General features: G+C 37.1%; 8 protein-coding genes. All 8 read left to right on the top strand.

Annotated elements, in window-relative coordinates:
• The first annotated feature begins 107 nt into the window (after positions 1-107).
• Positions 108-3,095, top strand: coding sequence for a T9SS type A sorting domain-containing protein (locus tag DFQ08_RS09355; RefSeq protein WP_114309766.1), 2,988 nt, complete (start codon positions 108-110; stop codon positions 3,093-3,095).
• Between the two features lie 299 nt (positions 3,096-3,394).
• Positions 3,395-4,978, top strand: a complete 1,584-nt coding sequence (locus tag DFQ08_RS09350; protein ID WP_114309765.1) for a helix-turn-helix domain-containing protein — start codon at positions 3,395-3,397, stop codon at positions 4,976-4,978.
• Positions 4,978-6,129 (top strand): tetratricopeptide repeat protein, encoded by a 1,152-nt coding sequence (locus DFQ08_RS09345; protein WP_181858388.1) that lies wholly within the window; start codon positions 4,978-4,980, stop codon positions 6,127-6,129. The genes DFQ08_RS09350 and DFQ08_RS09345 overlap by 1 nt, the downstream gene beginning before the upstream one ends.
• 179 nt (positions 6,130-6,308) lie before the next feature.
• A complete protein-coding gene (locus DFQ08_RS09340) occupies positions 6,309-13,637 on the top strand; it encodes a choice-of-anchor J domain-containing protein (RefSeq protein WP_114309763.1) in 7,329 nt (2,442 codons plus the stop codon).
• 33 nt (positions 13,638-13,670) lie between these two features.
• Positions 13,671-14,606, top strand: a complete 936-nt coding sequence (locus DFQ08_RS09335; protein ID WP_114309762.1) for a PorP/SprF family type IX secretion system membrane protein — start codon at positions 13,671-13,673, stop codon at positions 14,604-14,606.
• An 18-nt stretch (positions 14,607-14,624) separates the two neighbouring features.
• Entirely contained in the window at positions 14,625-16,493 is a 1,869-nt protein-coding gene (locus DFQ08_RS09330) for an OmpA family protein (RefSeq protein ID WP_114309761.1), read from the top strand.
• 200 nt (positions 16,494-16,693) lie between these two features.
• Positions 16,694-22,591: a T9SS type B sorting domain-containing protein gene (locus tag DFQ08_RS09325; protein ID WP_220235582.1), complete on the top strand. Its 5,898-nt coding sequence runs from the start codon at positions 16,694-16,696 to the stop codon at positions 22,589-22,591.
• A gap of 134 nt (positions 22,592-22,725) precedes the next feature.
• Positions 22,726-23,355: an NAD(P)H-dependent oxidoreductase gene (locus tag DFQ08_RS09320; RefSeq protein ID WP_114309759.1), complete on the top strand. Its 630-nt coding sequence runs from the start codon at positions 22,726-22,728 to the stop codon at positions 23,353-23,355.
• Positions 23,356-23,418 lie beyond the last annotated feature (63 nt).

Raw genomic sequence — 23,418 nt, 5'->3', positions numbered from 1 at the left:
AATACCAAAAACAAGCCCTTTAGATACAGAATATATGGTTATATCTTAGAACCATGCTAAACTAACTATGTCATAAAAGACTACTAATTAATTTAAATTAAAAATCAATGAAGAAAATTACGATTTATTTAATGATGCTATTAAGTGCGTCATCTTTTGCTCAAATTGAGATCATAGATGATTTTGACAATGGAACAAACAATCAATCCCCAGAAGGGTGGATAGGAGAAATAGTGACGACATCTGGTTTTACTTGTGGAGATGAAGGCTTAAGTGCTTTTTCTTATGCTCCCGCTGGTGTAACAACAACATTAACTTCTAACAATTATACAGGGGTTTCTAACGGAACAGACCTTACGGTAAGTTTTAGTTACAATATCTTTGAGCAGGTTAGCCAATTCCCGCCAGTTACTTTTACAGGGCCTGGTGCCAATTGGGGAAGTTTAGTGTTAGAATATTCTACTGATGGTGGTCTATCATGGATAAACCTCACTACTATAGATGCTTCTAATTACATCTTTATTGATTCTGATACTTGTCAATCTACTGGGACTATTAACGCAGGGACTATTGCTGATGGCAGTGATTTTCAAGTAAGATTTGTAAATACAGTAACAAATGTGTCTGGTTTCAGACAAGTATTACTTATAGATAATGTGAGTATTACACAAACCTCTAATGCTGTGCCAAACTGTGATTTTGTATTAACAACTCCAGTTGATGGTGCTACAGGTGTAGATGCTGATGTTACTTTATCATGGCAAGCAGCTACAGGATTACCAACAGGGTATACCGTATCTGTTGGAACGACACAAGGGGGTACTGATATTGTTAATCAAGCCACAACATCAGAAGCGAGCTATACGTTATCAGACTTAACTTATGAGACGTTATACTATGTTAATATTGTTCCTTTTAACGCTATAGGTGCAGCAACGGGATGTACAGAGCAAAGTTTTACAACACGCTCAGCACCACTTCCGGGAGCAACATGTAGTAACCCTATAGAAATTACTTCTTTTCCTTTTATTGAAGCTGGCGGAAACACTGATAATTACGAAAACAATATTGATGAAAGTCCATGTAGTAACTCTTATATGAATGGTAAGGATGTCTTTTATAGTGTAACACCTACTGTAGATACTTCTATTGATATTAATTTGACTAATATCTCAAATAACGGTTCTAGTGTTCATGTGTTAAATGGATGTCCAGATTCTGCTACAGAGTGTGTAGATTATGAGGGGTCTTATTCTGGTACCTCAAGGAACTTAACTGATGTGGTTTTATTAGCCGGAAATACGTACTTTATTGTTTTAAGTAACTCCTCTGCTTCACGAACTTATACTTACGATTTAATTATTACTGCGAATAGCTGTGTAAATCCTACGTTAGGAACTTTAACACCAGTAGCAGACTGTGATAACGGTCAATTCTCTATAGATGTAGAGGTATCTTACCTAGGGAGCGCAACATCTTTAACTTTATCTGATGATGTAACGACAACTGCTGATGTTGCAAATATTACTGCAACAGGTATCGTTACTATGGGACCTTATGAAAGCGGTTCTACTGTAAACTTTACCGTGACAAATAACCAAGATACAACTTGTCTTTATACGGATAGCGCGTATTTTTATTGTCCTCCGTCTAACGACGACTGTGATGCTCCATTGAGTTTAACAGTAAATACCGATGGGTCTTGTACTATTTTAACAAGTGCTACAAATGCTGGGGCTACAGAGTCTATTTCAGACCCTAATACTTGTGGTTCAACCACAGACAATACTAATGATGTGTGGTTTAGTTTTGAAGCAACAAGCGAAATTATTGTATTAGAGTATTTAGATATCACAGCAGCTATTGGTGGTGGTGGAACTATTCAGGCTACAGAATTATTAGAAGGAACATGTGGCGCCTTAACAAGCTTAAACTGTTATACGTCTAATTATGTAACGTTAACCGATTTAACCATCGGAAATATCTATTATGTTAGAAACAATACTCGACTTAATGGCGAATATGCTCAAGATTTCAATATTTGTTTAAGAGCAGCAGCAGAGGCTCCAGTAAATGACGAATGTTCAGGAGCTATAGAGTTCTTTGTTTCAACTGACGATGCATGTAACAACCAAGTTACAGGAAGTACTGTTGGTGCGACATTGTCTGCAGGGAATGCTTGTGAAACTGAAGGTTATGGGGATGTTTGGTATGTTTTTAATCCTGAAGTTTCAGGTTTATATGAATTCTCTTTAGACCGATTAAGTACTACACCATCAAGTTCTTTTGCGATATATGAAGGGGCTTGTGGAACGTTAATTGATATTACTGGAGGATGTTCTACAGCAAATAAGATTCTTACATTAGATCAGAACCTTAGTTACTATGTAATGGTACAAACGAGCCAAACAGGCGTAGGGATTGACTTTAACTTATGTGCATGGCAACTGCCAGACGCAGTAGCAAATAACGATTGTTCTTCACCAGTAGTATTAGCAGAATCTATTGATGAAAATGGAAATAATGCTATTTCTGGAAATATGGAAAATGCGTATCCATCAGCAGAAAACTGTAGTACTACAAGAGAAACGGTTTGGTATAGCTTTACACCAAACTACACGGGAACTTATAACTTTGAGTTTACTAGAGTATCAGGTTCAGCCTCATTTTCAGTATTTAATGGAAACGACTGTTCTACAATTGATAATGATATTGAAGGTTTAACAAGCTGTTATTTATCAGGATCTCGATCTGGAGACTTCGTTGCTGGAACTACGTATTTAATTAGTGTGCACGCTTCTAGTGCTGCGGAGTTTGAATTGTTTGTTTATCCAGATGCGACATTAAACGTAGACTTAAATACGTTTGAAGGATTTAAATTTTATCCAAACCCCGTAGTAAATACGCTGAGCTTAGAGGCAAAGCAAGCTATTTCTAGTATTAGCGTTTATAATATGATTGGTCAGCAAGTGATGCAACAAGCACCAAATAGCTTAAATGCTTCAGTACAAATGAATAACCTTAATGAAGGTGTTTATTTTGTAAAAGTCACTATTGACGGTGCAAAGCAAACCTTTAAAGTGATTAAGGAATAAGTCTTAATTACAATAAAATTTTTAAAAAGGATAACATTAGTATGTTATCCTTTTTTATGCCCGTACATTATTTAAAATGAGAATTAGAAAAAGTAAATTTCTTATTCTTTTGTGTGTTTTTTAGTACCAGTGTCTTATAAGGTTTGTTTTTTTGTTTTATACTATTTCATAGCATTCAAAAGTTATAAGAAAAGTACGCTTTAATAAAGTTTATTATATTTACTGCGTAAGCGGCAATTACTTAATGGTTTTAAATTTAATTTCATCAAGTAAAATAAGAATTGCTGGTGATATTGATAATGAAACAACGCTATATTTTTCATTCTAAAATTATCTACCTTTTTGGGTTGTATGCATGCTTGTGCTTAACCACTGTAGGGCATGCCCAAGATAATGACCTTCTTGATAAAGCAAAAGAATTAGTGTATTCTGATCCTGATGAATCCATTAAAATAGCCGAGCATATTTTACGAACCCATGACCAATTACAAGAAGTCTCGCAACTCCACCTTATTATAGCTCAAAGTTATTTGGTAAAGGGAAATATGGATAGCGCCATTAAGTATGCGTTTAAAAATTCTAATCATTTAAATTCAGTGGCTCCGGCCTTGCAAGTAGAACATTATATTTTTAAAGCCACTCTTCTAAGGCAACTGTATTTAGATTCCCAATCTCAAGATTATGTGCTAAAAGCTAAAGCACTTAGTGAAAAAGTGAAACCAGCTTTTAAAGATCCTGTAGGTCGTCTAATTGCTTTAGAACAAATTAATTATTACGTAGATCGGCGGTTAAGTGCAGAAGCCTTTTTAGCGATTAATGAGGAAGAAAAACGGTTTAAAAGCACTTACAAAGCTTCCCCTGATCAAAAAATTAAATTGTATTTAGCGAAAGTCAAGCTTTTTAATAACACAGCGGCTGTAGATTCTGCCGCAACATATCTACATAAAACTTTAAGTTTAATTCCGAATAGTAAAATTAATAATCTTCAACAAAAAGCCTTGGCTTATAAAGAATTGGGACGTATTAACCTTAATCAAAAGGCCTTTGATGATAGCGAAAGAAACTTCTTTATTGCTTCTCGCTTTGCAGAAATTATAGGTAATGTACCTTTGTTATTAGAAATTAATAAGTATTTGTCTATTAGTTATTTGGCCTCGAATAAAAAGAGCCAACACAAAGTGTATAATGACAAATTTATGGTGCTCAATACGCAAACTGAGTTAATAGAACAAGAAGCCGTTAATACCTTTTATAATCTTATTACCGAACAAAATGAAATCGTACTACATGCACAAAAACAAACCTATACAAATTATGGGTATATCTTATGGTTGGTGGTATTGGTTGTAGTATTAATTGCTGTGTTTATAGTGTTTAAAAGTGAAGCTCGTAAAAAACGATTAAACGAGATTATTAATTATATAGAAATTACAAAGAATAATTTCTTAGAGGTTAAGCCTACTAAAAAAGTCAGTAAAAAACGTATTAATATTCCTGAAGAAACAGAGAAAACTATTTTAGCAAAGTTGAAGCGTTTTGAAAGTTCTAAAAGGTTTTTAAACAAGGATATGTCATTAGCGGTGCTAGCGGGCCAATTTGAAACAAATACAAAGTATCTCTCAGGAGTTATCAATAAGCATTACAATGATAACTTTAATACCTTCATTAATAAATTACGTATCAATTACATCATTACAAAGCTTAAAAATGATTCTAATTATATTAATTATAAAATTAGTTTTTTAGCTGAAGAAAGCGGGTATGGGTCGCATAGTAGTTTTGCAACCGTGTTTAAATCGGTAGTAGGGATGTCACCTGTAACGTTTATAAAACTTATTCAAGAGGAAAGAAAAGCAAATCAACCAAAATCTAAAACCGAATGATGGCAAAATTTACATATATAGTGCTCTTCGTTTGTTTTAGTATACAAGGGGTTTGTTGGGGGTATAATTTACCGAAAAGCTATCAAAGGATAGATAGTTTATTAAAGGCGAGTCGCCGTCACGTTTACGAAAACCCAGATAAATCTATAGAATTAGGAGTTTCTATTTATAATAACGAGCATTACTCCATTAAAACCAGAGTTAGAGCCTTAATGTTAATGACTTTGGCTTATACGTCTAAAAGAGATTATCAGAGTGCTTTAGCGTATATCATAAAGGCCAATGCACTTTCTAAAGACATAGATGATAAGGTCCTGCAAATTCAGATTCTTTTCCGAACAGGAATTTTATACCAACAACTGAAAATTTTTGACAAATCTATTGACTATTTGGAGGAAACCGAAGAACTCGCTTTGCTTTACCCCGTGCGCGATTCGGTAGGAAAGCATTTGGCAAATAGTTATATTGTAAAAGGATTTATTTATAAAGATAACCTTAACTGTGATATTGCTTTAGAGTATTTTGATAAGGGAATCAAAGAGTACGAGCGGTTAAAACGTGAAGAGGTCAATGCTAATTTAAGTATTGCCTATTATAATCGGGGTAATTGCTATACGCTACTCTCAGAATATAAGGCTGCAAAAAACAGTTTTCAAAAATCTATAGCTTTTGCGCAGTTAGAAAATGCGAATAGTTTAATTGCCTTTGCTCAAAAAGGATTGGCAGAAGTATACACCCAAGAAGGGGAGTATGAGAAAGCCATAAACTTACTTCAAACGGCGTACCATAAGTCTAAAACGGTAGGGGATTTAGTCTTAAATTTAGGGATCTACAATGGACTTTTTGAGAATTATTTAGCCTTAAATCAATGGGAAGCCTACCAAAAATATTATGAGCTGTATTCTAAAACGCAATTAGAAATAAAAGTCTCAGAGCGGAACTCTATTAGTGCTTCAATTGAAGAAAGTCATAAGGTGCAAAACCAAGATCTTAACCTCCTTAAACTGCAATATAAGGAGCAGCTTTATTGGATTTTAATCCTTATTTTTATCATTATTTTAGGCGTCTTATTTATTGAAAGAAAGAATAGAACGGCCATTAAATTACTTAAATCAAAACTAAAAAGCGTCCAAAATCAAAAACAAAGCTAAGATTTGGTTTTTTTAGGGGTAAAATGTTGTAAGTGTATATAGTACAGGGGTTTATTGTTTGTTTTTGACTTTTAAAATTCAGTAAATAGCAAAGACACACTATATTATTCAGTGTTTATTTCGTGTATATTTAGAGGATAGAATATCTAATTTAACTCTAATACTGACACTTTAACGACATGAGAAATAAGTTACAATCCTCTGTTGCAGTAAATCATTTAGTTTTCCTAACCTCACCTTTTAAATTAAAGTTTTCGAAACAAAAACTTCATATAGGGAAAATACAATGCATTGTATTGTTTACATTCTTTCTACTCTTTTCAGGGAAAAGCTTTGCGCAACTATCACAGAATTTTGATAGTGGTATTCCTGCGAATTGGACGCTTTTCGGAAACAACAATTCAAATATCAATTGGTCGTCAACCACAGACGGTTATTTAGGGACTAATGCTGTTTCTGTAAATCCTAGTGCAGATAATATTGGAGATCAAAATACCGGACAATATTTTCTAGTATCGCCGCAATTGAGTATTCCAGAAAATGGAGAAATTCATTTTTATACCAAACAAGCCAGTGAAGCTGATAATGGGGCGCAATACGAAATAAGAATTTCTACCGGAGCGCAACCTGATATTAACGGTTTTAATGTTGTTCTTCAAAGTTATACCGAAACAACCTTAAACCAAGGAGCGCAAACCAATTATGAAAAAAAGGTCATTGAGATTCCACCAGGAATCCCTACTGGATTAGATATTTATATTGCTTTTGTAGCTATCAACACACAAAACGGCGCAACGCCATCCGGAGATGAGTGGTTTGTAGATGATTTTGCGGTGGTTGAAGGCTGTGAAGAACTTGAGGATGATAATGTGCTTGTCGATGGGATTACGGTAAATGGCGCTGAGATTTCTTGGTCACACCCGTCAGCAACAGATTTTGAAATTCAAGTATTACCAACCGATGGGGTGCCTGCAGCAAGTGGTATTCCTATCTCAGGGACTTCTTATACTTTAAACAATTTAGATGAAGATACGGAGTACGATGTGTATTTAGCCGCTATTTGCAATAATGATACCGAAAGTGCTTTTACAGGACCTTATACGTTTAAAACCTTAAAATATGGTTTGTCTTGTGGTGCGCCTATAGACATTTCAGATATTTCTAGTACACCGTATATTTTACAAGATAACTTAGCCAATTGGACAAATCCTGATGTGGTCTATTCTACACAAGGTTCTAACTGCGTTTTAGGTTCATCAACCACTAATTATTTAGCAGGTAATAAAATCTTTTTAAGTTATACAGCTCCTCAAGACGGTTTAATAAGCTTAACGCAAACCACTTTTGTAGAACCAGGAGGAGGAGGAGATTCTGATTGTTATAACTCTAGAAGTTCATTGTTTGTTTACGATAGCTGTGAAGATGTTGGAGTAAGTTGTGTCGCTGGGGTAACGACATCAGCGTCTTACGATCCTAAAACTATTTCTAATTTATTAGTAACGGCCGGACAAACATATATCATTGTGGTATCATCAGAATTATCGAGCTCTGCAGGTATTTGTTTCTCACTAGAAGTTTCAGCACCAACTTGTGCACCTCCTAGTGCTATTACATATTCAAACTTAACCGATAGTAGTGTTAATTTCTCATGGGATAACATTGGTAGTTTTTCAGATTCTTGGGAGTATATTGTAGTTCCTGCAAATTCAGGGGAACCTACAACTTCAGGAACTGCAACGACAACAAATACCAACGTAGCAATCAACACCGGTTTAGAATCTGGGACATCTTACGATTTATATGTGCGTTCAATTTGTGGTGGAACGCCAGGAATTTGGAGCACTCCAGTAAGTTTTACAACCTTATGTTCAGTTTTCGATACACCTTACGCTACTAGTTTTGATAATGCCAATAATGCCAATCCAGAACCATGTTGGACAACCATTGACGCTAACGGAGACGGAACAACTTGGGCATTTATTGGAGGGTATGCCACAGTACAAACCAACAATAGCCAGTACAGTAATCATGATTACTATGTCACACCTCAAATTAATTTTGACGGAACTCAAAAACGAATTCGTTATAAGTATAGAGCGACGCAAGGAGTTTCTACCTATACATTAAAACTATCTACAACAGGTGTAGGTGTTGAAGATTTTACAACAGAACTTTTACCACCGACGACTGTTAACAATACCTCATTTCAGGAAATTATTGTAGACATTCCAGAAACGGTTATTGGTAATGTGAATATCGCTTTTGTTGTAGAACCGAATACCACGGAAACGGCATTGCGTTTTTCTATTGATGATGTGGTGATTGAAGATAGACCAACTTGTCCAGATCCGCTTAACCCATTCGTTTTAGAGTCTAGTATTACCACTGATTCTGCTTGGTTATTATGGACGGCAGGTGACGAAGAAACACAATGGGAGGTTGCAATTCAAAATGAAGGAACAGGTATACCTACGGAGGCAGGACTATTAGTGTCCAGTAATTTTCCATATATCGCATCAGGTTTAAACCCAGGAACACGTTATGAATTTTACGTAAGAGCTTACTGTGGCGAAGACGATACTAGTATGTGGGTTGGTCCGGTAACCTTTACAACACTATGTGAATCTTATGACACACCGTTCTTCGAAAGCTTTAATGATGAAGATGCTGGAACTCAAAAATTCTGTTGGGAGATTATTGATGCTAACAATGATGGTAACACTTGGCTAATAGATGAGTCTCATGCGTTATTACAGACTTCTGTGACGTCACCACCATCAGAATTTAATGATTTTCTTATTACACCAGCTATTAATTTAGACGGTGTAAAAGAATTGACCTATAAGTACCGAGCAGATTTTTCATTCTTTGCCGGATCACCAAGATTTGGCTTGGAAGTTTTAATGTCTACAACCAACACGAATCCTTCTAGTTTTTCGGTTATTTCACCTTTAGAAATTTTCACCAATTCGAGTTATGAAGAAAAATCGTTAATCATTGAAGGCTCAGGAACGGTTTATATTGCCTTTAGAGTTCCACCAGAATTTACAGGAAGCTGGTCTGTTTTAAGTCTAGATGATGTCAGTATTCAAGATGCACCGAGTTGTCCAAATCCTACCGATATTATGGTAGATACCGTGTTAACGGATAGTGCAGGTATTTCATGGTCTGCAGGCTATAATGAAACCTCTTGGGAGGTGGCTGTACAATTAGCGGGTTCAGGTGTCCCTTCAGGATCTGGAGCACTTGCGGATGCGACTAACTTTACAGCGAGTAACTTAAATTCAGATAAAGATTATGAGGTTTATGTTAGAGCAATTTGCGATTCTGGCGATAGTGAATGGGTAGGTCCCGTAATGTTTAGAACACTATGTACGGCTTTTACTGCACCTTTTGTTGAAACATTTAATTCGGATTCTGAATCAGAAAATTGTTGGATTGTTATTAATGATAATTCAGACGATGAAACTTGGGAATTAAATAGTGGATCTTTTCCTTATGAAGGAGATCAAGCCGCAGCAATCTTTACAGGTTCTAACGGGCAAAATGAAGATTGGTTAATTTCACCAACGATAACCATTACAGAAAACCAACGTTTACGTTATTATTACAGAGTTAACGATAGCTTTTTTACAGAAGATTTAGAAGTCTTATTATCGACTAATGGGGTCGGTTTAGAGGAATTTACAACCGTACTTTACGATTCTGATGATGATACGGTGCTGATAAATAATACGGCGTACAAAGTGAAGATCATCAACTTCCCTGCAGGAATCTCAGGAGATGTCAATATTGCTTTTCATGTACCTTACTTTGCAAGTACAAATTCATATAGAGGACAAACTTTAGTGATCGATAATGTGCATATTGAAGATGTACCAGAATGTCCAGAGCCAACGAATATGACTTTAAGTGCCATTACAGATACTTCAGTGCAAGTCGGCTGGGAGGCTAATGGATCTGAAACGGCTTGGGAGATTTCAGTGCAACCAGCAGGTTCTGACGCTCCTGTTGGAGATACGGATCCGAGTTATTTATTTGAAGCTACAACTAATCCATTTACCATTTCAGGTTTAGAGGCGTCAACCATGTATGATATTTATGTACGTGCAGTTTGTAGTGGAGCTACCGGAATGTGGACAGGACCAAGTGAAGTGACCACAAAATGTAGCTTTGAAAACCTTTGTCAGTACACTTTTGTATTAACAAGTGACGGGAGTACTTCTTCAGAATTATTAATTACACAAAACAATCAAGTATCACAGGCTTTACCATTTACAGGTGAAGAAGATGTGACGTATAACGTATTATTATGTTCAGGCGTAGAGTTCTCATTATATTTTGATACTATTGGTTGGTCTGCACCTCAATATGCAAATTACCAATTCGATATTTTAAACGATCAAGGGGTTACAATCTATTCAAGTCCTACAGGGTTAATACCGAGAACAACCGTTTATACAGGGACTTCAATTTGTGGCGATATTAGCTGTCCGCAGCCTACAGATTTAACCATTAATGAATTTTCAGAATTATCATGGACGCCAACGGGCTCAGAAACACAATGGGAAGTTGCTATTCAGCCTTTAGGTAACGCCACAATTCCACAATCAGGGACTGTAGTTTCTACCAATTCTTACACACCGGTAGCAGCTGATTTTAGCGATCCTAATGCGGCAACTTACGAGTATTTTGTAAGAGCTTTATGTAGTACAGAAGATGAAAGTTATTGGTCTGGTCCTTATATTTTTGTTAGAAATGACGATGTGTCTAAGGCGCTTACCTTACCTATAAATGACGGAGAAACCTGTGAAGAAGCGGTAACAACCGTATCGTTTATTAATGCGAGTGCTTCACCAGAAACCATGTCTTGTGATGGTGTTAACGGAGGTGATGTTTGGTTTAGTTTTACAGCAGAATCCTTAATTCATGCTATAGAAATTAACAGCTTTAACGGAGACCTAAGAGATAATAACGGAAACCCAGTGTATCCTGAAATTGTTATGACTTTATATAAAGATAACGGTGGAGGAAGTTTAGAAGAAATCTCGTGTAGTTACGATAATCTTTTATTGGCGATGTACAGTTCAGAACTTATTGTCGGACAAGACTATAAATTGGGATTGACTTTAAACAGTGATACGCCAACAGCATATAATTTTAATATTTGTGTAAAAACGCCTGAAGATTTATGTGCATTTGATACGATTAATGGTGGTTTTGAAGAACCTGCCCTTAGTACCTTAAGTGGTGTTAATACCATCATTTCGATGAACACGGTTCCAGGATGGCGCTCTAACTTAACTTCATCAAATAATATTTTTGTTTGGGAATCTTTGAATGCACCAGGGTTTGAACCTTATGAAGGAAGCCAGTGTGTACAACTTTTATCAGATCAAGAGGACAGCGATGCTAATGATTCAGAAATTAGAGGCTATTATAGAGACTTTGATAGTTCTGAAATCACAACGTTTGAATATAGTTTTGCCCATTTAGCGCGATTCGATGGGAATACTATTGAACTCTTTGCCGGACCAATTGGAGGCCCTTATACTTTAGTTACAAGTCACCTGGGGCTTATGCAAGCATGGGAAGTGGTTACAGGCACATACGAGGTTCCTGAAGGTCAACTAATGACACGATTTATCTTTAGAGCTTTACAAGGGAATGACATTGGTAACGTCCTTGATGCTGTAAACTTCAGTTCGCACTCAGGTATTGTCACTACACCGATTACATTAGAGTGTGATGATGATGTGGCTAATGTTGAAGCAAGTGGTGTTGGAACTTGGGTGGCCGCTGCGTCTAATCCAGGAACAGTGACTATTGCAGATGCCAACAGTAACACAACAAGCTTTACCGATTTTGTACAACCAGGCGTGTATAGCTTTACATGGCAAACCGCTTATTGTGCTTACGATTTAGAAATTACTTATAATGGTATTGCAGATCAGCCTACAGTAGAAAGTATTGTAGAATACTGCCTTAACGACACCGCGCAACCTTTAGAGGCTTCAGCTTCTGATGTGTACGACTTATGGTGGTTTACAGATGCCGTAGGAGCTACAGGCTCTACAACGGCACCAACACCAGATACTTCTGTAGCAGCAACTGTGAGCTATTATGTAGCTTACGTCGATGCTCAAGGGTGTGAAGGTCCTCGTTCTGAAATCGAAGTGGTGGTGAGCGATTCGTTCACTCCAGAATTAGCCTTCACTTATAATGAGACTTGTGTTGTCGCTATAGAAAATCCAACGCCACAATTGGCAGCAGATTTTGCTACAGGCGGTGTGTTCAGTTCAACAACCTTAGATATTGAAGCTTCAACAGGAGTTATTGATATGGCTTCTGCATCAGCCGGACAACACGAAATAACATATACCTTTAATGGAGATGCAACAACATGTACCGCTGCCGGAACATATACGGCAACTATAGATTTTACCGCTGCTACAACCCCAGTAACACTGTTTGACTATGGCGCATCATCTTTCTGTGTATTAGAAGTAAACACGGTTCTACCAAGTTTCGCTTCAGATTTTACCGAAGGTGGTGTGTATAGTTCATTAACACTAGCGGTAAATGCAACGACTGGAGCTTTAGACTTATCTACAGCCACAGTTGGTAATCATGAGGTAACGTATAGCGTAGAGGCTAATGCAGAAACTTGTATGGCGCCTGGTACCTTTATCGTAACGCTATCAATTACAGAAAGTAGTATTCCTGTAACGTCATTTAGCTATCAAGAAGATGTTTACTGTGCAGACAGTACGTCTATTTTCCCAGAGTTCTCTCCAGAGGCAACCTTAACCGGTATGTTTAGTGCAGAAGCAGGTTTAGCGATAGATCCGGTGACAGGGGAGATAAACATTGCTGCGAGTAGCATGGGGAATTACGATGTGGTTTATGAAGTTTTAGATGATGTGGCTAACTGTGTAGAAGGAACGTCAAGCACGTTTAATATTACAATTCTAGATGCTATTGAAGCAACAATTGAAGGTGCTTGTGATGATGCCGACTATGTTTTAATAGCTATGCCAGTGGAGAATTCTTACAGTGTAGAGGAAGCGAACTACACATGGAGAGATGGCAATGGAACTATAGTAGGAGACAATTCTGAAGTCTTTAATGTTTCAGACTATGCAGCGTCTTATCCTGAAGTTACAGTTCCCTTACAATTTTCATTGACTGTAGATTTTGGAGGTTGTTCTGTAACCACAACTTATACCACGGAACGTTTATCATGTAAAGAGATTCCAAGAGGTATCTCACCTGATGGAAATGGTAAAAATGATACGTTCGATTTAACAGGATTCGGAGTTCAAAACTTACAGATCTTTAACCGTCACGGAAGAGAAGTTTACAACTTTAGCGGTAATTACACGTCGCAATGGAAAGGGCAATCTAACGCTGGTGAAGAATTACCAGATGGTACTTATTTCTATAGAATAGATAAAGAAGATGGGACTTCAGCTACAGGTTGGGTTTTTATAAACAGAGTTCACTAATCATAATTGATAATACAGCAATATAAAATACAGATGAAAAGAATATATTTTACAATCGCCTTAGCACTTATGATTTTAGGGAGTGCCAATGCACAACAAGACCCTCAATATACCCAGTATATGTATAACATGAATGTTGTAAACCCAGCGTATGCAGGCTCTAACGAAGCCTTATCGGTTGGCTTGTTATACAGATCACAATGGGTAGGGATTAATGATGCGCCTAAAACGGCAACACTTTCAGTACACAGTCCTGTTGGAAAAAACGTAGGGCTAGGGCTCTCCGTAATCTCTGATAAGATTGGTCCTGTAGAAGAAAATAATGTGTATGCAGATTTCTCCTATACGCTTAATTTAGGTGGGGAACACCGCTTAGCCTTTGGGGTAAAAGCTGGAGCCACGTTCCAAAATATAGGTTTGTTTAGTGATATTGGTAACGGTTATGTTCCAGATGCTAGTGATGAAGCGTTTAGCCAGAATACAAATAATACCTATCTAAATGTAGGTTCAGGAGCCTTTTACTATACCGACAAATATTACGTATCACTTTCAGTACCAAACATGCTTAAAAGTACTTATTTAGATGTGACTAATAATGGTCAAGAATTTGAATACGGTTCTGAAGTTTTACATTATTTCTTCTCTGCAGGTTATGTGTTTAACCTTAATGAGAATACAAAATTTAAACCTTCATTCTTACTAAAGTCAGCTTTTAATGCACCTTCATCTTTAGATCTTTCTGCTAATTTTTTATTTTTTGATAAACTAGAAGTAGGCGCCACCTATCGTTTAGAAGATGCTGTTGGAGCTATGGCTAATTTTGCTATTACGCCAGAATTAAGAATAGGATATGCCTATGATTATACCACGTCAGACTTAAATATAGATGCCTCAGGATCTCATGAAATTATGTTGTTATTCGACCTAAATTTTGCGAAAAAAGTATCCATTTCACCTAGATTCTTCTAATCAATTAAACGTTTTAAAATGAAAAAAATATATCGTGTTTTAGCTTTGTGCTTCATAGTAGCCACTAGCTACGGACAAAATAAGGAAACAGAAAAAGCAGATAAATTATACGAAAGCTACCAATATGTAGATGCTATTGATAGTTATTTAGAACTTGTTGAAGCAGGGAAGGCCAATAGCTATGTCTACCAACAATTGGGAGATAGTTATTACCATGTTTATAATATGGATGAAGCGTCTAAATGGTATGCTTTGGCCTTAAAAGAACAGGGGAGTGCAGAGACCTATTACCGTTATGCTCAGGTTTTAAAATCTCAAGGGAAGTATGAAGCTGCAAATGCACAGTTAGATGAATTTGCAAAATTAGCCCCTCAAGATGCTAGAGCAAAAGCCCACATGCAAAACCCTAATTATATACCGATGTTGGCTGATATTGATGAAACTTTTAAAGTGGAAGATGTAAACATCAATGCTTCTGAACATACTGATTTTGGAGCTGTTTTATCTAATGATAATATCTTATACTTTGTAAGTACACGAAAAGAATCAGGGAAAGAAGATGCCTGGACCAAGCAACCTTATTTAGATATTTATAAGTCCATGCGTTCAGATGATGGTTCTTTATCTGAACCAGAAGAAGTTGAAGAATTAAATACCGCCTACCATGACGGACCTTTAACCATTAGTGCCGATGGAAAAACCATGTATTTTTCTAGAGATGGCCATAGTGAAGGATCGTTTAAAAAAATGAAGAGCAAACGTTTAAAAGTGGCGCAACAAGGAATTTATAAAGCCACTTTAATTGATGGAAAATGGGGAAATGTAGAAGCACTTCCTATCAATAGCACTAGTTATACCGTAAGTCACCCAAGTTTAAGTAGTGACGGAAAAACCTTATATTTTGCTTCTAATAGACCAAATGGAATAGGCGATACAGATATCTGGAAAATTAGTATCGATGCCAATGGTTATGGTGAGCCTGTTAATTTAGGTCCTGAAGTGAATACCTCAGGCAAAGAAGGATTTCCATATATTAGTAACGACAATATCCTTTATTTTGCCTCAAGTGGGCACCAAGGTTTTGGTGGTTTTGACATCTTTAAAATAGATTTAAATAAAAAAGAACCTGCTGAAAACTTGGGAAAGGGGATTAACACTGAAAGAGATGATTTTGCTTTTAGTGTTAATAATGCCTTAAAAGTCGGTTACTTTTCTTCTAACAGGTCTGGAGTAGATCAAATTTATAGTGCTATTCCTATCTGTCAATTTGAAATTATTGGTTCGGTTCGCGATGCCATAACTAACGCGACCCTTAAGGGAGCAGAGGTTACACTTTTAGATGCACAACAAAATCAAATTGCAACACAAGCGACCAAAAAGAAAGGGACAACAAATTTTCAAGTGGTTTGTGAAAACCAGTACAGCCTTCAAGTTTCTAAAGAGGGCTATACTACGGTATCAATACCTGTAGAACCTTCCGAAGGTGAAACTATTAATATTGCTATCGCTTTAAAACCGATTAATGAGATTATCACAGAAACAGAAGTGAAATTAAATACAATCTATTTTGAGTTTAATAAGAGTAATATCACCAATCAAGGAGCTTTAGAATTAGATAAATTAGTGGCGATTATGAAAGCGTATCCAGAGATGAATATCTTAGTGAAGTCGCATACAGATTCTAAGGGTAATGCAGCCTATAATTTAAAACTATCGGAGCGTAGAGCACAATCTACCGTGCAATATTTAATTTCTAAAGGAATTGATAAATCTAGATTATCTGCTGAAGGTATGGGAAGCACGGCACCAAAAATTGATTGTGAGCCATGTACAGAAGACCAAGATGCGCAAAATAGACGCTCTGAATTTTTAATTGTGAAGAAATAAGACCTTCAGGTAGGACATCTGTAAATCAAGTTGTTTTATAAGTACCCATAAAGGCTTATAAACACTTACTTTTAATAGCAAGCATCTCGATAGTCAAGTTTTACAATATGTAAGATGTTGACTATTTGAGGTTCATATACATACATTAAATGAATAAATTTTTAATACTATTAATTTTTAGTTCGGTGCTGTTTAAGCTAATGGCACAAAATGAACCTAATGACTGTATAGACGCCATTACAGTCTGTGGTAATGGGACATTTATGTCTAATGCCACAGGCTCTGGAGACGAGTTTGAAGTGAATGCCTGTAGTGGTTTTGAACACAATTCCCTATGGTTAGAAGTCAATGTGGTTCAGGCGGGGACTTTAGGATTCGATTTAATTCCTAATGATCCCGACATTATGGTCGATTATGATTTTTGGGTTTACGGCCCTAATTTAATTTGTTCTAATCTAGGAAGTCCTATACGCTGTGCAACCACCAATCCTGCGGAAGCCGGACTAACGAATAACCACACCGGAATTAACGGAAGTACCACATTAACTCAAACCGGCCCTGGGGCTAACGGAAATGGTTATGTGTATTGGTTAAATGTTAATGTAGGAGAACGTTATTATATTGTTATTGATAGACCTGAAGGTGATGGTGGATTTGAAATTGAATGGACAGGGACCGCAACTGAAGGTTCTGGTGCTTTTCCTGCGCCCCCAGTAGTTAATGAAATAGATGATGTGGTACAGTGTAGTAGCACAACAGACGTGTCTGTATTTAGTCTTTTTGGTTTAAAATCGAGTATCAATTCAGATCCAAACAACACCATAGAGTTTTATGCAACCCTAGCAGATGCTACGGATGATATTAATGAACTTCCAGGAATTTATGCGAATACTTCAAATCCTCAAACCATTTACGCTAAAGTAAAATCGGCAGGGACCGAGTGTTACTCTTTAATTGATTTCGATTTAGTGGTTTCAGAAATTCCAGAAGCATCTTTATCGGTGGCTACCAATGCCGTTTGTGAAGGGGAAGATATAGAATTTACCATTACAGGAACACCGGGAGCAACCATCTATTACAATATTGATGGTGCAGCTTCACAGAGTGTTTTATTAGAGGCTTCAGGAACAGCGATTATAACGGAAACAGCTGTGAACAATTTGACTTTTAATTTAGAAACGGCAGAAGTGTTAAATGAATCTGGAGCGGTAGTCTGTTCTCAGAATTTATCCGATTCAGAAACTATTACCGTCTATTCAATTACGGTACCAACGGTGACACATAATTCCCCTATTTGTGAAGGTGAGGATGCAGAATTACAATTTTCGGGAGATGCTGATGCCAGCATAACTTACCGTATAAATGCAGGAGCAACGCAAAGTTTTAATTTAGATGCTTCAGGAAATTACACCCTAACCTTATCTAGCTTAACTTCTACAACCAACGTGGAACTCATTTCTGTAACCAATGCTTCACCACCAAATTGTGGACTTTTATTAAATACCATTGAAACCATCACGGTAAATCCAATGCCTACCGTAGTCGATCCTGAGCCTTTGCTAGCGTGTAATGATGGAGTAAATACTAATACGGCCACATTTGATTTAGATGCTGAAAGTGTGGCTATAGCTAATAATGCGGCCAATGTCAACGTCACTTATTATGAAACTCAAGCAGCCGCAGAAACGGGGAACCCATTAGAAGTTTTAATATCGCCTTACGAGAGTACTTCGGCTAACCAAACCGTTTACGTTCGTGTGGAAACAGATTTAGGTTGTGTGGCCTATACCACTCTAAACTTACAAGTTGTAGATGCACCTTTAGCCAATACCATTGCACCCTTACAAAGTTGTGATAGCAATGCCCACGGTTTTGGAATCTTTGATATCACTCAAGCCGATGCCGCTATTACGGCAGGGAACACCTTATTGGTTCAAGTCACTTATTACCTTAATGAAGCCGAAGCCCAAGCAGGAACTCCGGTAATAACCAATCTAACCGCTTTTGAAAATACTACGGCTTATAATCAAACTATTTATGCTCGTGTAGATTCAGACGCGACAACCTGTTATACCATAACAAGTTTAAATTTAGAAGTTTTTGATACCCCCTTGTTAAATACAATTGCAGCTTTAGAAGTTTGTGACGATTCTTCTAATGATGGGGGGGCTGAGTTTGATTTAGAAGCCCAAACGCCATTACTTTTAAATGGGGCGACAGACGTTACCGTGAGTTATCATGATTCAGAAGCTGATGCTGAAAACGGAACCGCGAATCTTATAAGTCCTTATACAAACACAAGCAGTTCTCAAACGATTTATATTCGTGCTGAAAATAATTTTAATCCAGATTGTTATAGCATTTCAACATTAATATTAGAAGTGAATCCTTTACCGGTAGTAACGGCGCCTACTGCACTAGAAGTCTGTGATGATGGAACACCTGATGGATTAACGGAGATGGATCTTAGTATTAAAAATGCTGAAATTACTGAGGGGAATGCTAATTATACGGTGAGCTATTATGAGAATTTAACGGATGCTGATGCGGAAAATAATCCTTTACCAAGCTTGTATACCAATACGTCCAATGGTCAAATTATTGTAGCGCGTGTAGATGATCTTACTACGGGCTGTTATAATACCACCAGGTTAGAACTTGTGGTGGCTCAAGCGCCATTTGCTAACAACCCAACGCCATTAGAATATTGTGATCCAGATAGTGATGGCTATGGTATTTTTGATTTAACGAGTAAAGACAATGAAATTACAGGAGGAGATAGCACATTAACCGTAACTTACCATGAAACGATGGCTGATGCGGATAACAATGTGAATGCGGTAACGAGTCCTTATGATAATATTGTTCAAAACTCACAAACCTTATACGCGCGTGTAGAAAGTTCTACGATTGTTACTGATTGTGATACTATTGTAACTTTAGAACTTATTGTAAATCCAACACCACAATTAGGAGCGACACCACCAGAGGCTTTAGAGGTGTGTGATGACAGCAGTGCAGACGGGTATGCGAGCTTTAATTTAACGAGTAAGATTGATGATATTTTAGGAAATTTGGCAAATCCTGCCGCTTATTCAGTAACCTTTTATACAGATGAATCTAATGCTGATTTAGCCAGTAACCCAATCACAAATACCAGCAACTATATTAATACAACGAGTTTTAGTGATGAGGTTTGGGTACGTGTAGAAGATAATAATTCAGGATGCTATAAACTAACCACTTTAGCTTTAGTAGTTAATACAATACCAACTTTGGCGCTGTCTGAACCTTTAGAACTTTGTGACGCTAATAATCATGGTGATGAAATCGAAGTATTTTATTTGGAAGATGCTGCCGATGTAATATTAAATGGTCAATCAGGCATAACACTTAGTTTTTATGAAACTCAGAATGATTTAGACAATAATAATCCAATTTTAAGTCCCTATACCAATACGTCTAATCCGCAGACTATTTTTGTTAAAGGAACAAACAGTCTTACCAGCTGTACAAATACGACTTTATTAACGTTAAGAGTCTTACCATTACCTTCACCAACACCTCCAACAGATTTAGAAGTGTGTGATGATGATACGGATGGATTTGCGAGTTTTAATTTAGACGAACGAACAGATGAAATTATAGGAAATGAGTTAAACATCGCAATTACGTATCATGAGACTTTAGAAGATGCGAATATGGGGGTGAATGCATTTTCAAGTCCATATACCAATATCGTAATGGGGCAACAAACCTTATATGTTAGAGCTACAAATACGCTCACAGGTTGCTATAATACTTCAGAAACCTTAACCCTAACCGTGTTAGAGACACCTCAAGTACCAACGTCTATTTCAGATTTTGTGAACTGCGATACGGATGCGGATGGAAGTACGTCTTTTAATTTAACTTTAAACGATTCAGAAATAATAGGAAGTCAAACCGGGGTAAACTTAAGTTATTACACGAGTGCATCAGATGCTGAAGCTGGAAATAACCCGATAACAAACCCTAATAGTTTTACAAATTCTAGTAACCCACAATCTATTTATGTGCGTTTAGAAAGTACGGCTACGGCTTGTTTTGATACGGGTGTTTTTGAAATTAGTGTAGCACTTCCTCCTGAGCCTGTTCGACCAACCGAATTAGAGTTATGTGATGATGAAGTGGCTGATGAAGTTACAGTGTTTGATTTAACGGTTAAGAATGATGAAATCACGGGAGGTGAAGCAAGTTGGAGCGTCGCCTATTATGAAACATTAGATGATGCCGAAAACCAAACCGCTGCGGTAGATGCAGAAGCTTATACCAATACTGCTGTAAATGGGACTGAAGCCAACCCTCAAACCTTATTTGCTGTGGTTACCGATACCGACACGGGTTGTACGAGTAGCGTAACGCTAACGATCCGCGTGATGCCTAATCCAACACCAACCTCGGTATTGCCAGAAGTGGTGTTGTGTGATGTTAATAATACTGGAGACGAGGTTGAGGTTTTCGATTTAACAATAAATGAAACCTTAATGTTTAATGGTGAAGCCAACGTATCGGCAAGCTATCATGAAAGTTATATTGATGCTGAAAATGGAACTGCTGCCATTGCAGACCCTACACAATATGAAAATACAAGTACCTCACAAGTGATCTATGTTAGGGTGTATAATAATACCTCGGGCTGTTATACCATTGTAAGTTTTAGATTGGTATTGCATGCCTTACCAGAGGCCGTTGCCGTTACCGATTTTATTCAATGTGAATTATTTACGGATGGCTTTGACAGTTTTGACCTTACAACTAAAGATGCAGAGGTACTTAACGGTCAGAATCCTAATCAATTTGTAGTAGACTATTATGAAACCTTAGCAGACGCGCAACAAGGTACAAATAGTTTAATAGGACCGTATACCAATACTAGTAATCCGCAACAAATATTTGTAAGCATTACCAATGTAGATACCGGCTGTGCGATAACAACACAAAGTTTTAATATTGAAGTTCATGAGTCGGCGCAAGCCAATCCCGATACAGTACCTATTGTATATGAAGTTTGTGATTTAGATGTTGACACCGATGGAGATCCAAGTAATGATAGTGCACAATTTGATCTTACAACTTTAGATCCTGAAGTGTTAGACAGTCAAAACCCCGCAAACTATAGTGTAAGCTATTATACGACACTAGAAGATGCGGAGTTAAACGTGAACCCATTATCTACACTTTATGAAAATGTGACCAATCCTCAAGTACTTTATGCTAGGGTGGATAATGATACGCCAGATAGTACAACGGGTGGTGATACTTCTATTTGTTATGCTTTGGCAGAAGTGACACTTCAAGTTAATCAGTTGCCAGAATTAAATTTAGAGTCATCATATGTCTTATGTTTAAGTACGAACGGTACTGAAGCTTTAACGCCTTTAAATATTGACACAGGTTTAGCGGCAGATCAATATAATTTTGTCTGGTTCTTTAATGGTGTGGAAATTGCCGGAGCAACGGCGCCTAATTATATGCCTTTAGAAGAAGGGAGTTATAGTGTACAGGTCACCGATGTATCGTCGTCTACGGTGACACAATGTTCGCGTACAGAAACGATGGAAGTCATAGAAAGTGCGCCTCCAAGTTTATCTGTTGCCTTGCTGACTCAAGCCTTTGCAGGAAACCATATTCTTGAAGCGACCGCAACGGGAATTGGGGTTTATGAGTTCAGTTTAGATGGCGGACCTTGGCAAGATGAGAATACCTTTACTAATGTTTCTGCCGGAACACATGAGATTACGGCTAGAGATAAGAACGGATGTGGACTAACGTCAGAAACCCAGTTTATTATTGATTACCCGGTGTATTTTACACCGAATGGAGATGGTAACCATGATACATGGAATATTCCGCAATTAGGTGCTGATGCCAAAATAATGATTTATAATCGCTACGGAAAACTCCTAAAACAGATTAGCTCAGAAGGCAATGGTTGGGATGGCTTTTTTAATAACGAGGCTATGCCGTCTAGTGACTATTGGTTTACCGTAGAGTATAATGAACCGCTTACAGGAGAACGAAAAACGTATAAAGGCCATTTTGCTTTAAAACGATAAAATCCTAATAGGTTGTTATATGAAAGCTGAAAGATCAATAAGGTCTTTCAGCTTTTTTTTGCTGAAGATAGAAGGGCGCTTTAGGGCATAAGACTCCAATATTTATTGCTTACTTTTGAAAAAAATAGAAGAAAATGTCCATTATACAAAAATTACAGTGGCGTTACGCAACAAAGAAATTTGATGCTCATAAAACGCTTTCAACGGCGCAAATTACCACGTTAAAACAAGCCTTTAACCTTACAGCCTTATCTTATGGTCTACAAATTTTGAAATTAGTAGTCGTAGAAAATAAAGCCTTAAGGGAAGAATTAGTAGGATTGGCTTATGGGCAACGACAAGTGGTTGATGCGTCTCATTTATTAGTGATTTGTGTTCAGGATGTGATTGATGCCAATGATGTAGAAACACATTTTGAATCCGTAAAGGCAATTAGAAATACACCCGATGCAATTTTAAATCCTTTTAAGGAAGATCTAAAAACAACTGTTGAAGGGATGACAGCAGAAAAGAAAATAAGTTGGGCTACAAAACAAGCCTATATCGCCTTAGGAAATTTAATGACGGTTTGTGCTGTAGAGGAAATAGACAGTTGCCCTATGGAAGGCTTTATGCCAGAAGCTTTAGATGAAAAGTTAAATTTAAAAGCCCACGGATTACGTTCTGTGTTGTTACTTCCTGTAGGTTTTAGATCAGATGATGATCTGTTTTCTGGCTTAAAAAAAGTCCGTCAACCGGTTTCAAAAACAGTGATAGAATTATAAGCGTTTTTAATTCTCGTACTTCAGTAAAATGGTATCTTTGTTAGGATACAAAACAAAAAAAAT

Origin of the sequence: Winogradskyella arenosi (assembly GCF_003337305.1) — a bacterium.
Taxonomy (GTDB): domain Bacteria; phylum Bacteroidota; class Bacteroidia; order Flavobacteriales; family Flavobacteriaceae; genus Winogradskyella; species Winogradskyella arenosi.
This window is presented reverse-complemented; position numbering and strand designations above follow the sequence as displayed.

Bases quoted from the DNA above. Each gene is read 5' to 3' on its own strand.
- DFQ08_RS09355 (WP_114309766.1), top strand. From the start codon at position 108: ATGAAGAAAATTACGATTTATTTAATGATGCTATTAAGTGCGTCATCT.
- DFQ08_RS09350 (WP_114309765.1), top strand. From the start codon at position 3,395: ATGAAACAACGCTATATTTTTCATTCTAAAATTATCTACCTTTTTGGG.
- DFQ08_RS09345 (WP_181858388.1), top strand. From the start codon at position 4,978: ATGGCAAAATTTACATATATAGTGCTCTTCGTTTGTTTTAGTATACAA.
- DFQ08_RS09340 (WP_114309763.1), top strand. From the start codon at position 6,309: ATGAGAAATAAGTTACAATCCTCTGTTGCAGTAAATCATTTAGTTTTC.
- DFQ08_RS09335 (WP_114309762.1), top strand. From the start codon at position 13,671: ATGAAAAGAATATATTTTACAATCGCCTTAGCACTTATGATTTTAGGG.
- DFQ08_RS09330 (WP_114309761.1), top strand. From the start codon at position 14,625: ATGAAAAAAATATATCGTGTTTTAGCTTTGTGCTTCATAGTAGCCACT.
- DFQ08_RS09325 (WP_220235582.1), top strand. From the start codon at position 16,694: ATGGCACAAAATGAACCTAATGACTGTATAGACGCCATTACAGTCTGT.
- DFQ08_RS09320 (WP_114309759.1), top strand. From the start codon at position 22,726: ATGTCCATTATACAAAAATTACAGTGGCGTTACGCAACAAAGAAATTT.